This is a genomic window from Micrococcaceae bacterium Sec5.1, assembly GCA_039636795.1.
Taxonomy (GTDB): Bacteria; Actinomycetota; Actinomycetes; order Actinomycetales; family Micrococcaceae; genus Arthrobacter.
In genome coordinates this window covers 2987611-3004021 of sequence record CP143430.1, presented here as the reverse complement: position 1 = coordinate 3004021, position 16411 = coordinate 2987611, and the positions used below count along the sequence as shown (strand labels likewise).

Here is a 16411-nt window from a genome sequence, read left to right as displayed (position 1 = left end):
GCGGTTACTCTGAGGACTGTGACCAAGATTCCGGACTACCCCTTGAAGCAGAAGATTCCCGTGCTGAGCGACGTCGCCAAGGCAGCGGGGGTGTCCGTTCCCACGGTTTCGCGTGTTCTGACCAGCAGCAAGTATGTTGCACCGGAACTCCGCGAACGGGTAATGAAAGCTGTCGCAGAGCTCGGCTACAGGCCCAACGGTGCTGCCCGGGCTACCAGATCCGGGAAACGATCGATGGTCGCCGTGTTGACTGGAGCAACTTCGAATTACGGTTATGCCAAGACCATCGAGGGCGTCGAGAAGGCGGCCCGGGCCGCGGGCCTCTCAGTGATCATTTCAGTGATTGAGTCCGACGACGACGACGCCGTCAACGCGGCCATCGACCTCGTCCTTTCCCAGCCGGTGGCTGGCGTCATCATCCTTGAGTTCGACCGGCCGGGCCTGGCTGCAGTGAAAGCGTTCCCGAAATCTGTCCCCTTGGTCTCGGCCGGAGGGGGAAGCAGACGGACTGGAAAAACTCCGGCGGCGCTTCTGGATGAGCGCGGTTCCGGGAGGGACGCAACCAACCACCTGCTGTCGCTCGGGCACCAAACTGTCCATCACGTTTCAGTTCCGACGATGGGAAAGCACTCGGGCCGCACCGAAGGATGGCGGGCGGCCCTGACGGCTGCGGGTGCCCCGGTCCCGCCGGTATTGCACGCAACCTGGGAGCCGGCCAGCGGTTACCGCGTGGGGAAAGAGCTTGCAGCCAGAGATGACGTCACTGCGGTTTTCTGCGGCAATGACGATGTCGCCATCGGCGTGATCAGTGCCCTCCTCGACAGCGGCAAGCGCGTCCCGGAGGACGTGTCGGTGGTTGGCTTCGACGACCAGCCGCACGTGGCTATGTGGCGGCCCGCCTTGACCACCGTGCGGCAGGATTTCCGGGACCTGGGAGCTAGGGCTTTTGCACTTCTTGCCGCAACAGTGGCCACTGGCGAGGCTCCCGGTTCCTCGGCCGTTAAGCCCGAGCTCGTTATCCGGGAGTCAACTGCCGCCGTCAGTCCAACCACCACTCGTCCCGCCAGCTAAGACTGGCGTGCCCGCCTCCAATGCTGATGGGAAGGATGACGGGGAGGGAGTTGTAGAGGTCGTGCTGGTTCCAGCGGTCGCCAATGTAGACGTGGGAAACACTGCTGGATCCGAGGACAGGGACTATGGCGCTGACCTGTGAATCAAACGTTCGGCTGCCGGATGGAGCGAAATCATGCCATTCAGACCATGGCCCCTCAAGGGAGGCGGTTGCGAATTTATTGTCGTTCATGTTCCAGCCGGTCAAGTCTGATCCAAACAGATAATACAAACCATCAACGCGTACCAAAGCCGGCGATTCGTACCCATGGCTTCCATCATTTTTCAGAGTGGTGGAAAGAACAGACTCAACACTCAGATAGTCCGGCGCGAGGCGGTATAGACGCAACCCGTTTTCCCGGTCTTCAGACATCAGCACACCGAGGCCGGAGGTCTCCTGGTACACGCCAATATCGCGGCTTGAATTGCCGAGCGGACGGGAGCTCCTCAGGTACTCATAGGGGCCTATGAGTGATGTTGATCGGGCGAAACCAAGTCTGGCTTCGGCGTAGTCGGGTGAGTCGATATGCAGGAACATCACGAAATACCCCGTGGCGGAATTGAAAAGCACCTTCGGCCTCTCAACGATCCTTTGTGGACCCAGATCGCCGGCTGCTTCCCTGCGAAGGGAAGTCCCCTCGTGGCGCCATACGGCGAAGTTCTCGGTTGAGTAGCACTCGACGGAGGTAAAGAGTGCTCCTGCGCTTTTTTCTTCACCCCATGCGTAGTATCGGCCCTCGTGGAACAGCACGCCCACTCCATGGAGTTGGGCGACGTCACCGTGTTGGTCGGTCACGGCTGCGGCTGTTCGGATGGTGGCTGCCGTCTGCGGAAAAGGGCTCATATCGGTACCTGACTCTGGAGTTAATGGAAGTGTTCTTAGGCGTGCAGGAGGATCAGTCTTGCGCTGTGTTCTTGAGCGAGCCTCACGTTGAGTACCGCCGCACCGGCCGCCGCTGGAAGTACGACGGCGTCTGCCGCACCCCAGGTCGGATACGCCACCGTCACGCTGGGGTGCTCTCCAAGCCAGGCAGGCAGGTCAATTGATTGCTGCTCTTCACCTCCCCGCCTGTGAACAATGACGGCAAGCATCCGTTCTCCCAGCCGCGCGCCCTGCGCGATCCAGTTATCCCGCCAGCCCGGCAGCCTCAAGGGGAAGGTTGGCACGCTGGATGAAATATCGGCGCGCAGGGCCTTATAGGCATCAAGGCCCGCACGGATCACACCCAACTGCCCGGGGCTGAGGGTATCGATCCGGCCCCCGAGGTGCACGCGGGAGAGCAGCGCGCTGGCGATCGAAAACGCCAATTGCTCATCACCCATTGACCCATCCACGGAGGCCCAAACACCGGACTGTTCGGGAGTAATGGCGAGTGGTGCGGCAGCTGAGATGGGTGGCGTCTTGACGAAGTCCTGCTGATCCGTCAGCGATTGGATGGGGAAGACGGCACCGGACGCACCGTCAGTCCGGGATCCACCGGCCGCGCAACCTTCAACAGTCAGTCCGGGGTGCCGATCCATCACTGAAGACACCCAGTCCAGATAGGCTCGGTTGTGCTCCAGGAGCCCTGCACCAGTGGCACCGTTCAGGTCTGTGCCTGCGCCGATATCGACGTTGTAGTCCAGTTTGAGATACGCAAGATCGAAGTCAGCCATCAACCTGTCGACCACCCCGTCCAGATGTGACCTACCAGCAGGGTGCCGCAAGTCCAGCTGGTAGCGTCCCCATTCTTTGACCCGTCGGCCACTGCGCACGAAGAAGGCCTCGGCAGGCAACTGCTCAGCGATTCGACTTCGCGCACCCACAACTTCAGGTTCCAGCCACAACCCGGGTTTCATGCCGGCGGCCCGGATTTCTGCAATCAGGCCAGCCAGACCGCCGTCGGGGAAGCGGGTCACGGAGGGCTCCCACTCCCCTACCGAATCCCACCAGCCGCCGTTTTCGTCGTCGTACCAGCCGGCGTCGATGCAGAAGACTTCGACGCCAAGTGCTGATGCTGCTGCAATGAGCGGACGTTCCTTTGCGGTTGTGGGATCCGACATGAGGCCGTTGAGGAAGTCGTTGTAAATAACGGGAAGCTCAACATTGTCAGTGTGAGGCCTGCGAATCCGGCGACGGTAGGCAGTAAGTTCTGCCGTGACAGCGTCAATACCGCCGGCGGGTACAACAGCCACAGCTGCAGGAACGGTGGTGAAAGTTTCTCCCGGTTGGAGGGTCAGTGCCCACTGGTGTTCAGCGGCTGTTGGACCGGAAGCTGCGAGGTAGAGGTCGTTGTACCGGTCCCCTAATTCGTAGTGCCAGGCTCCGTTGTGCTCTACCTGCCACGCAAGCATCGTCCCTGTTGCAAGATCTTCCAGGATTCCCATGGGAAGGTGTTCTGCCGTGGACCATGCACCGGTGGATGTCAGCGCGATCCGGTTTTTGGAACCGACTTGCTCGTAGTCCACCATGCCCACGTTGTACAGGCCACGCTCGGCAAGACTGGCACGCCGCCACCGAAATTCGCCGGACCACGGGTTCGCTGCCTGCCATAGACCCATCCCCTCCTCCCAGTCCCGGGAGCGGCCCAGCCCGGAAAGAACCAGGGAAGACACATATTCAAGCCCGACGGCGGATGCCCCGGCCCGTAGCTCAGTCCAGCTTCGCAGCACGGAGGACCCTGGCGCCAGCTCATAATAGACAGTTGCCTCAAGGCCGGTCTCCGGATCGCGGGCAAGCAGGCAGAGCCGGGCCACACCATGTGTCTCAGATTCATGCACCTCGATGAGTCGTAGCCGCTGGGCGGCAGCGCCGTCGACGTGCCGCTTGCCCGCGGTGCCATGCCGACCGTCGCCGGCCAGTGCAATCTCCACAATGGGCAAGGACGACCGACGCAATCCTTCCAGGACTGGCAGCGGAAGCTGTGCGTGCCCGATGGCAAGCAGCCTCGGAGCCATGTGCTCCCCATGGAGAATGTGCAAGGTCAGGCAATCATTACCCCACGCCAGGACATCCCCTCCTTGGGGAACACCTGCGGTGGGAGGCTTGTTCTCAAGCTCGGAACTGGGGTGCGTGAGGGTCACGGTGCCCTCCAGGAAGTGTTCATGGGTAAAGCTCTCCTTTTGTCAGTCGCTGAAGATGGATCCGACGGCACCAGTGGAGCCGCGGATGATGAGTTTTGGTTTAACGGTGGAAGCAGTCGGCGGCTTGGGACCGCCGTCCAAAGCCTTTTCCAGCAGCCCGAACGCGCGGGAACCGAGGTCCTGGAAGTCCTGCCGGATGGTGGTTAGAGCTGGTCGCCACATGGCCACATGCGGCTGATCGTCAAAGCCCACCACGGAAACATCCTCGGGAATTCGCCTGCCGGATTCCACGAATGCCTTGATGACGCCAATCGCCACATCATCATTCCCGCAGAACACAGCCGTAACATCACTTTGGGCGGCGAGTTTCCGCCCCACGCTGTAGCCGCTGGAAGGCTCCCAGGTAGCGTGCAGGATCCGGGGAAGAGGAATCCCCGCTGCTGTCAAAGCTGCCTTCCAACCCTCTGTTCGGCCGGACTGCTTGCCCATGGTGGGAACTGCTATGTGGTGCACTGTCCGATGCCCCAGCGAAAGAAGGTGGTCGGTAGCATCCTTTCCGGCACCATGTTCGTCGAGCAGAGCGCTGGTGGTTCTGGTGGAACGGCCTGTTCCTCCGCCGGCTACCACCATGGGAATGGAGCGCGGAAAGGCCCGGACGGCAGCAAGTCCGGGGCGATCGAATTCGAGGATCACTACGCCGGCCACGGGTTGGGAGAGGACGAGGTCGATTGCGGCGTTGACTGCCTCTTCGGCGTCGGATTCCACTACCGCGATGATGACGGACATGCCCGCTTGGCGTGCAGCTCTCTCAATGCCTTCAACGGTTTGGGCGTATCCATAGTTGGACGTAGCGCCCGTCAGAACCGCCACCATTGAACGTTTTCCGGACCTTGTGGCTCGAGCGGCCACGTTGGGACGATAGCCGAGGTCGTTGACTGCTTTCAGGACACGGGTCCGGAGGCTGGGGGCAACGTACTTGCTGCTAGTCAAGACACGGGAAACCGTTGGAACGGAAACGCCGGCAGCCTTCGCGACATCCCCGAGGACCGGAGGTTTCTGTTTCATGGGGGTCTGCTTATTAGGGCTCTCGCTCATGGGCCTCACTGCCCTGCCAGTGGCTGGAACTGAAAGTCCGTGAAGTCGGCAGTAAAGCGCTGGTCGCGCAGGTCCTGTGCGGCCACGCCGACGAGGGCCCCAGTGAACCGCAATGTGTCCCCATGATCATCGGACAATTGAAGGGCATTGAGTTCGGGCCCAATTGGTTGCAGCGGTTTCCCCACCTGGGACCAGAAGAATTGCAGGCGTCCGCCGTCAAGAGTCGCTTCCAAACGGAGGGGGAAGCTTGATTCCACCACAACGGACCCGAAGGAATGCAGGCCCTTATGGGGGTCTTTCTCGAACACTTCGAGAATCTGCTCAGTTGGTGCGTCGCCATCAAGCAGTTCTCCGCCGGCTTCCCTTACGGTGGTCCTGAGGTAGAAGTAACTTGAGGTGTTGTAGTAGAAAATGAGTCCGGCGCTTTGAGTGAAATTGGTTGGTTGCGCTTCAACTGTCACCCCCGCCCTCACGCTGCCGCTGGTCAAGCGGCGCGCCACCAGTGACTGCTCCAGGACCGAGTCCGTGCTGTATCGTCCCGTGAGGCGAAGCCATCCAGGCCGTTCCGAAAGGCTGGCCCACTGTGATGAGACGGGATGCCTCAGGGAACTCCAGGGCCAACCCAGAGTCAGGTGGCCATCATTGGTCACCGCTTCTGTGGCGAACCCGCCAACGGTGCTGGTATCAGCAGCCCGAGCGGCCGGCACCGACGTCGAAACCGGAGCGGCGCCGTCGAGCGTTGGTTTTGGACCTTCAGCCGTCAGGGACGGATGCCAGCCATCCTGCTCCAGGCGCAACCAGCCGTCGTCAGTAAACCGCATTCGCTGAATGCACGTCTCGCGTCCAAGGATGGAATATTGCTTGCCGTCCTTTTCAGCCCACCGGCTAGCCAAATGTGCCAGGAAAAGGGTCCCATCCTCAGCGACGGCGATTTCACCGTGCCCGGCCTTTTGCAGCATGTGGGTGGGATGGTCGCGGGAGGTCAGCACCGGACCGTGCGGATCCGGTTCATAAGGGCCGAAAAGAGAACCGGAACGCATCATGGCGATGCCATGGTTCTGACCCGTTCCGCCCTCGGCGAGCATGAGGTAGAAGCGGTCCTTGAAGAAGTAGAGATTGGGACCTTCGATGAGTTCGGCACGACGATGAATGATGCGGGGTTCGCCAATGGTCGCTGTCCCGGTTGCGTTCAGCTCCTGGAGGTTGATGCCGGCAAATCCTCCGCGCCCGGTTGGCCTGTGGTCCCATTCCATGTTCAATAGCCAGTGGCGGCCCTCGTGATGAAAGATGGATGGATCAAAACCCGTGGTGGTCACACGGGTTGGTTTTGACCATTCCCCTGCCACATCCACCGCTCTCGTAACGTAGGTGTCCATGTCTTTGTGTGGTCCGCCGAAACTCCGGACCACGGTAAAGACCAGCCAAAAAAGGCCATCAGACCAACTCAACGACGGTGCCCAGACGCCTGCAGAGTCCCCGAGTCCCCTGAGTTCCAGAACCGCGTCCGGGCCGCTGAACGAGCCGGCAAACTCCCAGGTTTTCAGGTCCCGGGAGCGGTGGATCGGGACAATTGGGTACCACTCGAAGGAGCTGTTGGCCAGGTAGAACCACTCACCCACACGGATAAGGGACGGATCTGGCGAGAACCCCGGCAGGACAGGGTTGCTGTTGACGGTCACTAATTTCTCCATGCTAGGAAAGCTCTTCCGGGTAGGCGAACGGCTCTCCCTTGACGTACCGTTCCATTTCGGCCACCACGTGGTCCCCCATGCGGAGCAGTTCGGTGCCCATGGAACCAGCGATGTGGGGTGTGAGCATGACGTTGGGCAGCTCGTAAAAAGGATGGTCCGGGGGCAGCACGTCCGGCACTGCCACATCGAGGATCGCGTTGATCCGTCCGCTGGCCAGCTCTTTTTCGAGGGCTGCCTGGTCCAGGACCTCGCCTCTCGCCGTATTAATGAGCGTGGCGCCATCCTTCATTGACGCCAGTTCGGACGCCCCGATCATGGCTGTGGTTTCCGACGTGACGGGGACGTGGAGGGACACAATGTCGCTCCGGGTCATCAGCTCCTGCAGTGGAAGCAGCGTCACCCCCAGGGCGGCTGCTTCTGCCTCGTCCAGATAGGGGTCATGAATCACTACGTCGAGATCGAACGGCCACAGCAGCTTGGCAACCTGGCGGCCGATGCGGGAAGCTCCCACCAGGCCCACGGTTTTCTGGTAGTTTCCCGCCCGGGGAAATTCCTGTTCACGGTCTATCGGCGAACGGCGCTCCGCGTACATGCGGGCGCTTTCGAAGGCTTGTTTGTTGGCGAGCAGGATCATGGCCAGCGTGTACTCCGCGACGGGACGTCCATTCGCCTAACCAGCATTGGAACCCACAATTTTCCTGCCTGCGGGAATCGGCCCTATGTTTCCCGCGATGACCCCACCGGCATGGATGATGGCACGCAGCTTGGGGGCTGCGGAAAGGACGTCCCCATCGATTTTCGGGCATCCCCAGCCGGTAATAAGGACTTCGACGTCGGCAAGTGCTGCCTGGGCGCCCGGCGTCGAGAAGTCTTTGAAGACCGGTCCACGAAGGTCCACCAACCGGTCCAACGTGCTCATCGCGGCATTCGAGAAGAGCTTGGAGAAGAGTTCAGGCGGTGCCATGACTGCCATGGCGACGGGCTTTGCCCGTTGCTTGCCCTTCCCCTCCAGGGATTTCGTGAAAAAGCTGGTTGCGGTGTCCATGAATCTGTCTTCCATATCGCGCCGGATGAAGTGGGACGCGCCGTCGAATACCTCAATCGCGGCGCCTGCGGTTCGGGCGATCTGCTGGTGCCGCGGCGTGATCCCGGTTCTGACGGTGCCAGTGATAATCAGCGTAGGGACGCCGGATGCCGTGAATGATGCGAGCAACTCCGGCCACGGCGTGCTCGGAATGACGTTGCCGTTGCGCAACAGGTTTGTGTCGCAATCCTCCTGCGCCTTGCAACTGCGCTGAATCTCGGCCTCGCTCCAGTTGGGCCACTCGCGTCTCCTCATCTGCACACGTTCTTCCGGCGTGCGGGATTGAACGTCAACGAGGTGAGCGTAGGCGGCTTCTGCAACATCACGGTCCTGCAGCCTCGTCACTGGTAGCCGCCAGAATGGATCCTCGAGGAGGACACCCGCCGGGCGAAATCCGGCAGGTGTCCTTTTCAACGCGCTGGCGGCAACCGCGGCTGCAACGCCACCGCCGGCTGAGTGCCCATAATAAAGAGCCGGGAGCTGTGCCACGTCCTGCAGTTCCTCCAACTCAAGGAGGTCCAGGACATCCCTGACCATGACATCCCCTGGGTGTTCCCGAAGCTCCTGTTCTGACCAGCGGGGCGAACTGCCGTGCCCGCGAAGATCCATTGTCAGGGCTGCCCATTGCTGGGAAATCCAGTGCGGACGGGCAGCTTCGAGGCACTCTGCAGATTCCATCAGGCCGTGGATGGCGATGACGACGGCGGTGGCCGGTGACTCGGGCAGTGCCAACCGGTATGACAGCATCAGGAACCTTTCTCTTGATCAGTGTTCAGGCAGGGTCAGGCTTGCTTTTTGAGATGGGCGTTGGCTTGCTTTTCCATCTCTTCCTGCAATTTCGCGACCCCGGCACCGTCGGCGGCTTTTTTCAGCTTGTCCAATTGATCCTCTACATCCACCACACCGTAGAAGAGCGGGTTGGCGAACTGCGTGATGACGTTGGACATCGCCGCCACCTGCTGTTTCACGGGTGTGGTGTCCGGGATGAAGGAAGCAAAGGGGTCAAGAGTGAAGTTGTCGAAGTTCTGTGCCCAGTCGAAGATCTTCTCTTCCGTGGGACTGATGGACATAGATTTCCGCTCCAGGCTTGACCGCCAGGACAGCGCGTAACCCGGAAACGCGTAGTCGTTCAGGGGCTTGAATTTGTTCCCGTCTGCAGGTTCCCAGTCAGTGCCTTCAATCCCATACGTGATGAGGTCGTGGTTTTCCTTGATGGAGAGCCAGTCCTGAAGCTGCATGGTCCGGTCCAGATTGCCGCCCTTGGAATTGACCACAACGAGATTGTCGGCCTGGAATGTTTGGTTCGGTTTTGCAGACAAGCCACCTGTGAGGGGCATGATATTGGCCAACGCTGCCTTGGGGACGGCCTTTTGCAGGGTGCTGAGTGAGTTGCTCGCGGTGCCATCGGTCATGGCCCATCCAGCTGCGTACTTACCGGCGATCCATTGGCTCTTCAGGGTTGCTGCATCGGTGTTCAGCGCATCGGCGTTGATGATTCCGTCGTTGTAATACTTGCGGATCCGGTGAAGGGTATCCACGATGCCTTCGTCGTCCCAAAAGGCCTTGGGCGTTGAGGACCCCGTTTTGGCGGCATCCTTGGCGAGCAGGAAGAACATACCCTTTCCGCTGAAGGCGCGGGCAATCGTGTCCGGGGTCTCCCATGAGGAGGCATTGAACATTCCCGTGGGAACGGGGAGCGCGTGAAGGTAACCACTGTTGGAAGCCGCTCCATAAGCAACGGTGCCATCGTTTTTCTGCTTCACGGCGTAGAAGAACTGCTCGAGCTGGTCAAAGTCTGCAATCGTGGAGAAGCCAACGGAGTCGGCAATGTCCTGGCGAATGACGAAGTGCTGGACGCGTGCCGCACTGTTGACCTGCGGGATCCCCCAGAGCTTCCCGTCCCAGCTGTTGGACTCCAACAGTTTCTTGGGCAGTGTTGCACTGAGGTTCTTGTATTTGGCCACCTCATTGGTGAGATCTGCCAGGGACCCGCTCTGCTGTAGTTGCGCCATGTTCAGCCAAAGCGCCTGCAGGGCTGAATCGAATTTCTCTCCGGCCGTGAACTTGAGCAGGGACTGCTGCTGGTAGTTGGACCAGTTAATGAACTGCGCGTCCAAATCGAAGCCGAGATCACTTTTGAGCTTGCTGTTTACCTTGGCCAGAACAGCATTCCAGGTGGCTGGAGCAGTGCTGGGCAGGACTGCCACCGACGTGCCCGTGACGGCGCCGCCCGTGGAGGACGATCCTGATGTACCGCAGCCGGCAAGCGCTGCCGCTGCTCCAAGTCCACCGGCCAGACCAAGGAAACCGCGCCGGGAAACTGATGAGTTGGGGATCATGTGCTGCACTCCTTTGTACGCTGGCATCGTGGGCCAGACACTTTGTGGGGCTAAAGAGTTTTTGGGGCTGGAGACTGGAACGAAGATCTGGTGTTTACGGAGCGGCTAGCCTTTGGTGGCGCCAAGCGTGAGGCCTTTGACGAAGTAACGCTGCGCGAACGGATACGCCAGGAGGATGGGGCCGATGGTTACGACGGTCAGGGCCAGGCGGAGCTGGTAGATAGGGGCCACTGAGCCGGATCCGGGCAGCATCGCGGCGTTGGTGACGTTGGCGATGAGGTTCTGCAGCATCAGCTGCAAGGGGTACTTCTCGGGATCGGAGATGAAGAGCATGGCTGTGAACCATTCATTCCAGTAGGACACGGCATAGAACAGGCCAATGACGGCCAGGATGGGTTTGGACAGCGGAAGTACGATCTCAAAAAAGACCCTCAGTTCGCCCGCGCCATCTACCTTTGCGGAATCAAGGATTTCTTCGGGGAGCTGGCGAAAGAAGCTGACGGCTACGAAGACAAGGAAGGGGGCCATCATGTGCGGGAGAATGACGGCGAACCAGCTGTTCTGGAGCTGCAGCACCTGCGTTACCAGCAGATACAGGGGCACCAGACCACCCGAGAAGAGCATGGGAAGGTAGGCGAAGACAGTCAGCGGCCTGCTGATCCGGGGCATCCGGCGCGCAATGACCCAGGACAACGACGCCGTGGCGCACAGCGACAGCGCGGTGCCAACCACAGTGATGAACAACGTGGCCGCATAGCCTTGGAAGAGGGCCGTACCGCTGAAAATGGCAACGTACGCATCCAACGAGAATGGTTCGGGAAAGAAGCTGTAGCCGCTGCGGGCAAGAGCGGACTCTTCCGTCAAAGAGCCTGCCACGATCATCCACAACGGAATCAGGGCAAAGAGGCCAAAGACTGTAACACCCACATAACTGATTGCCGTGAAGGGCTCAAGCCTGGTCTTTTTGGGTCCTTTGCCATGCGAAACCTTGGTCAGTTTTGCTGCCCGGGAGAACGACCCTTTGGGTGCGCTTACGCTGGCCTCTGAAGGATTGTCATCTGCTGTCACGGCCGGTGATGTGGAGGTGCTCACAGGATGCTGCTTTCTTTCGAGTAGCGGCGTTGGATGAGCACTGCCGCTGTAACGAGGATGAATCCGACCACGGACTGGAAGAGGCCAATCGCGGCTGTGGTACCGAAGTCACCGATGGTCCTGAGGGAACGGAAAACGTAGGTGTCGATCACGTCAGTGGTGGAGAACAGTGTGCCGTTGTCGCCGATGATGGCAAAGATGGTGCCGAAGTCTCCGTAGAAGATCCTTCCCACGCCAAGCACGATCAGGATGGCGGCCGTCGGTTTCAAGAGGGGCAGGGTGATGGACAATGCCATCCGTGCCCGGGTTGCGCCGTCGAGCATTGCTGCTTCGTAGACATCCTCGGGGATAGAGGTAATCGCTGCCAGGAAAATGACCGACATGTAGCCACCCAGCTGCCAGACTTTCACGATGGTAAGGATCCAAGGCCAGGGACCTGGTTCTGTGTACCAACTGATCTGAGGAAGGTTGAACAATCCCAGCGCGTCATTGACTGCTCCCCCGTGGCCGCCTGCGCCGGCAAGTATGACCTGAAGGATGATGCTGATCACTATCGGGGACACGAAGTAAGGAAAAAAGATCGCGGACTGCATGAACTTCTTGAACAACCGGGCGCGCAGTTCATTGAGCATGATGGCCAGGGCGAGGCCAGCTCCCAAGGTTGCCGCGAGGAAGAGAACATTGAGGACAAGAGTGTTCAGCACAATGGCGGGAGCATCACCGCTTTCGATGAAGTACTTGAAATTATCCAGTCCGCTCCACGGACTGTTGAAAATCCCTTTGCTGACATCGAAATTCTTGAAGGCAACGATCAGTCCAGCCATGGGAGCATAGGCAAAAATCAGGAACCAGGCGATTCCCGGCGCTGCCAGAAGCAGCAGGACGCCGGAACCGCGGCTGCGGTGTTTTCGTGAAAGCTTGGCGCGTGCTTTAGGAACAGAGACCGCATAATCCGCGGTGTTCTCGTTGTGGGCGGTCATGCGCTGTTGCATGGCACACTCCCTTGACTCTAGAAGGTGGGACTCACAGTGATGGGAGACGATGCCACCGTGGCATGTTTCCGTACTGGCGAAGGGCTGGAAGGGATAGCGAGGAAAACGTTATCCCCTATCCTGCGGCGTGAATCACGGGCTGTCAAGAGGCTGCCCGAAGTCGGCGTAAAGGCGACTCGGGGATCTCCGCGATGCCACCAGTGCAGCTTCAGGAAAACGATTGCCTGAATGACTCTCCCCAGCTAAGCTTGCCGACATTCGACCCGTTGCGGCAGGCTGACTGCCGCCGGAACGGTGGTGAAGACCTTTCCGATCCGCCCGATGTCCCGAGCCACACGCAATTCGGCTCGTCTGCGAATACCCCGCCTGGCCCTTTCGTGTCCTGGGCCTACCCCAAGCGGCAGGCGAAATGTCCACGCCAGAACTGCACCACATCACTCTCATTACTTATCGATCCAGGAGGACGATGAAGCATCCTCAAACTGTAAGGCGGTGGGCCCGCGTGCTTGCGCTTGGCGCCGCCGTCGCCCTCATTGCACCGGCCGGAGGCATCCCCGTCTTTGGTGGCGTGGCCCCGGCCGTTGCGGATTCCGGGCAGGAGGTGACCATTACCGAAAGCGTGGACGCGAGTGGCTTCGTCCACCCTGGAATTGGCGTGAGCGCCGATAGCCTGCGCAACGCCCGCTCCATGGTTAAGGCGGGCACGGAACCGTGGAAGAGCTACTACGCTGCGATGGCAGAGACGTCATTTGCAGCGCGGGACTTCCGCTCCTCAAATTCCAGCAGCATCATTGACCAGCCGGGCACCACGGCCTTCAACTCCCAAGGGGTACAGAGCAAACTCATCCGGGACGCGTTCGGCGCCTACACACAGGCCACCCTCTACGTCATCACAGGTGATCCCGTGTACAGGGAGAACGGCATGCGGATTATCCGCACGTGGACCAATATGGACCCCGCCAAGTACGCCTACTATCCGGATGCGCACATCCACTCCGGCGTTCCGCTGTACAGGCTTGTCGCGGCAGCCGAAATTTTCCGATCCACCAGTGTTCCGGACGGCTACACGGCCTACGACCTGGGCTGGCATGACCAGGACACGAGCAGGCTCAGCACCAATCTCATCGTGCCGATGACGGAAACTTTCCTGCACACGAACTGGCGCTACCTGAATCAACACACCTATCCCTTGGTCGGTTCCATCGCTGGATACATCTTCACTGGGAACCGTGACCGCTATTCCGAGGCTGTCGAGTGGTACACGGTCAACGCTTCCACGTCCCGTCCGGAGCAGAACGGCTCCATCGCAGCCCAGTTCCCCCTCATATCAGCCAATGATCCCCTGAATCCCTATGGCTATTCCTTCGTCCAGCACCAGGAGATGGGCCGGGACCAGGCCCACGCCGGAGACGGCATCAACGCCACGGGGGCAATCGCGCGGTTCCTGACAATCCAGGGGACCAAAGTGGATCCGACTGCCGGCACAGTGTCCACGGCTCCGAACGCAGTCTCGCCCTACAAATTCCTTGGTAACCGTCTGCTCATGGCCGCGAACGCTTTCACTGGTTATATGCTCGGCTACGACACTCCATGGATCGATACCACCGGCGGACCGGGCCGAATCTCTGAGGCATATCGCGGCCGCATCTATAACCCCATTGATGAGCTCTACAACGTCTACAAGTACCAGCTTGGCGTGGATGTTGAACGTGAGGCGCCCTATGTCGCCGAGCTGCACGCCAAGGCGGACGGGCCAAAGTTCTTCTGGGGCGTCGGCGCCTACAACTCCTGGGAAAGTAACCCCGATTACAGCCCGGAGTTCTGGCTGTCCCTGCCGCCCTCAGTTGCCGGCCAGGCCCGGCCCGTCGCCACAGATGCCAAAGTACAGATGGAGACGCGAAGCTCGGCAACGGATGGTAAGAAGCTCAAGGTCCTGAACGAAGACGGACGAACGTATGTTCAGGTCAATGCGACCGGCAAGGGCCGCACGATCGCAGTGCGAACCCTCATGTATGTGAGCCAAAGCGGATATAGCCCCGTTGGCGTCCAGTTCCGCACCAACGGCCCCGCAACCCTGGCCATCGGTAAGGACCAGGCAAACCGGCTCTCCGTCCCCCTTCCCGATACCCGCGGTCAGTGGCGCTACGTTACCTATGACGTTGACGCTGAGAAACTGACCGGCATGAGCCTTGGTGGCGAGAACCTGGCGTACTTCACCGTCATGAGCGGAGCTGAGGATACACAAGTCGACTTTGACTACGTGAACCTCGAAGCCAAGACGCAACTGACCATTCCGCAGTTCCCCAAGGACACCACCACTCCCCTCATCGGGTTGGCAGGAGCAGAACTCTCACGCTCGCTCGCTGCAACCGATGCCGGCGGGGAGGCGCTCCAATACTCCGCTGTCGGTCTGCCGGCCGGTGCCGGGCTGGATCCCGCCACAGGCCAACTCACATGGGCCGCACCAACCACAGCAGTTGGCGAACACACGTTCCAGGTCACTGCAGATGACGGTATCTCCGTGGCGACGCGTCCGGCAAAAGTGATCATTGCAGCGAACCGGCAGGCCGCCGTCGACACCGCATTGACGGGTTTCGATCCCACTGCCGTTTATGAAACGCCGTCGTTTGCAGCCTTTGAAAAGGTTCGGGCCGAGGTCCGTTCAGCCATTGATACGGCCGACGACGGAGGCTTCCTCGATCAGCTCGTTCGTCTCCAGGATGCTGTCAAGGCGCTCAAACTCTTGACACCCCGTCTGGCGAGCGACGGGTCCATCGACTACCGCGGACTCGTCACCACCGACCCGGCAACCGTTCAGCCCAGGAATCTCCTGGACGGAAGCTTCGACACCACCACTGGAGACCTGCGCGCGCCGTTCACCGTCGACTTCGGACAAGGCTTCCAGGTTTCAGCGAAATCGTTCGGCATTCAAGCCCGGTACAACTTCGCCAATCGTTCCCAAGGGGCAAATGTCTACGGTTCCCGCGACGGACGAACTTGGACTCTGTTGACCGAACGTGAAACCACCGACACAACGGCCAGTGGCTTCGCGATGGAGACCATCCCCGTGCGGGCAGATGTCGCGGGGCAGACGTTCCGCTATTTCAAAGTCCAGGTGGATCACCCCGGCGTGGCTACTGATCCCGCATACCCCGGCATCTCTTCCTTCAGCGAGTTCCATATCCAAGGGGAACGGCACGAGATGGCAATGGCTGTTTCCTCCCTGTCCATCTCCACCTCCAACCCGGACAAGAGTCTGGCGACCAACGGTGACACGGTGACGTTCAACGCCGTCGCAAATGAGCCGCTGTCCGAACTGAAGGTCGTCGTCGAGGGACAAGCTGCGATCGCCACATCTGCCGACGGGATCAACTGGAAGGCCACCGCGCAACTGCCCAACGACGTCGGATACGGCCGTGACGTACAGTTCACCGTGGACTATCAGACTGCCTCCGGTAAGACCGGGACGACAATCACCGCCACCACCGATAACAGCCGGCTTGCCCTGTGGAACACCGCGATACAACGGGTACCGGTGGTTCAAGGCTGGGTGAACGCCTCCACCCGGGCATGGCCCGGAACAGGCACCACGCAAGAGAACGCCTGGAAGATGTTCGACCACAACACCACCACGTACACGGACACCACGACGGCGAATGGCTGGGTGACGGTAAAGCCGACCGATGCGACGCGCATTACCGCCGACATCGTCCGCGTGTACCCGCGAGCCGGCTTTGTGACCCGCGGAAATGGAACTGTTGTCCAGGGATCCAACGATGGCGGCGCCACGTGGCAGACATTCCTGACGATCACTGGCATGTCTGCGGCCGACTGGTACGCCTTCAGCCTTCCCCAACGGGTTGACTACGCCCAGGTCAGGGTGCTCGACGAACACGGCGGCAACACCAACCTGGCAGAAGTGGAGTTCCTTCACCACGAGTAGCT

At 60.1% G+C, this 16411-nt stretch carries 11 protein-coding genes; 2 read left to right on the top strand and 9 right to left on the bottom strand.

Features of this window, described 5'->3' with window-relative positions:
- Positions 1-18 precede the first annotated feature (18 nt).
- Entirely contained in the window at positions 19-1071 is a 1053-nt protein-coding gene (locus tag VUN82_13625) for a LacI family DNA-binding transcriptional regulator (GenBank protein ID XAS70162.1), read from the top strand.
- On the opposite strand, the gene VUN82_13620 is transcribed toward VUN82_13625, so the two are convergent.
- From VUN82_13620 to VUN82_13580, 9 genes are all read right to left on the bottom strand, one after another.
- Positions 1040-1954 carry a hypothetical protein gene (locus VUN82_13620; GenBank protein ID XAS70161.1) on the bottom strand — a complete coding sequence of 305 codons (915 nt, stop codon included), beginning with the start codon at positions 1952-1954 and terminating at the stop codon, positions 1040-1042. The two genes, VUN82_13625 and VUN82_13620, sit on opposite strands and share 32 nt — an antisense overlap.
- A gap of 35 nt (positions 1955-1989) precedes the next feature.
- The gene (locus VUN82_13615; GenBank protein XAS70160.1) at positions 1990-4173 is read right to left on the bottom strand and encodes a glycoside hydrolase family 36 protein; all 2184 of its coding nucleotides are present in this window, start codon (positions 4171-4173) and stop codon (positions 1990-1992) included.
- Between the two features lie 42 nt (positions 4174-4215).
- Complete coding sequence (locus VUN82_13610) at positions 4216-5238, bottom strand: substrate-binding domain-containing protein (GenBank protein ID XAS70159.1); 1023 nt, start codon at positions 5236-5238, stop codon at positions 4216-4218.
- Between the two features lie 35 nt (positions 5239-5273).
- Positions 5274-6947 carry a family 43 glycosylhydrolase gene (locus VUN82_13605; GenBank protein ID XAS70158.1) on the bottom strand — a complete coding sequence of 558 codons (1674 nt, stop codon included), beginning with the start codon at positions 6945-6947 and terminating at the stop codon, positions 5274-5276.
- Between the two features lie 13 nt (positions 6948-6960).
- Positions 6961-7593, bottom strand: coding sequence for a hydroxyacid dehydrogenase (locus tag VUN82_13600; protein XAS70157.1), 633 nt, complete (start codon positions 7591-7593; stop codon positions 6961-6963).
- Between the two features lie 36 nt (positions 7594-7629).
- Positions 7630-8790 carry an alpha/beta fold hydrolase gene (locus VUN82_13595; GenBank protein XAS70156.1) on the bottom strand — a complete coding sequence of 387 codons (1161 nt, stop codon included), beginning with the start codon at positions 8788-8790 and terminating at the stop codon, positions 7630-7632.
- A gap of 35 nt (positions 8791-8825) precedes the next feature.
- Positions 8826-10382 carry a DUF3502 domain-containing protein gene (locus tag VUN82_13590; GenBank protein ID XAS70155.1) on the bottom strand — a complete coding sequence of 519 codons (1557 nt, stop codon included), beginning with the start codon at positions 10380-10382 and terminating at the stop codon, positions 8826-8828.
- A 105-nt stretch (positions 10383-10487) separates the two neighbouring features.
- Complete coding sequence (locus VUN82_13585; GenBank protein ID XAS70154.1) at positions 10488-11474, bottom strand: carbohydrate ABC transporter permease; 987 nt, start codon at positions 11472-11474, stop codon at positions 10488-10490.
- The gene (locus VUN82_13580) at positions 11471-12466 is read right to left on the bottom strand and encodes an ABC transporter permease subunit (protein ID XAS70153.1); all 996 of its coding nucleotides are present in this window, start codon (positions 12464-12466) and stop codon (positions 11471-11473) included. The genes VUN82_13585 and VUN82_13580 overlap by 4 nt, the downstream gene beginning before the upstream one ends.
- A 466-nt stretch (positions 12467-12932) precedes the next feature.
- Between VUN82_13580 and VUN82_13575 the strand changes: the two genes are divergently transcribed.
- A complete protein-coding gene (locus tag VUN82_13575) occupies positions 12933-16409 on the top strand; it encodes a putative Ig domain-containing protein (protein ID XAS70152.1) in 3477 nt (1158 codons plus the stop codon).
- The last annotated feature ends 2 nt before the right edge of the window (positions 16410-16411 follow it).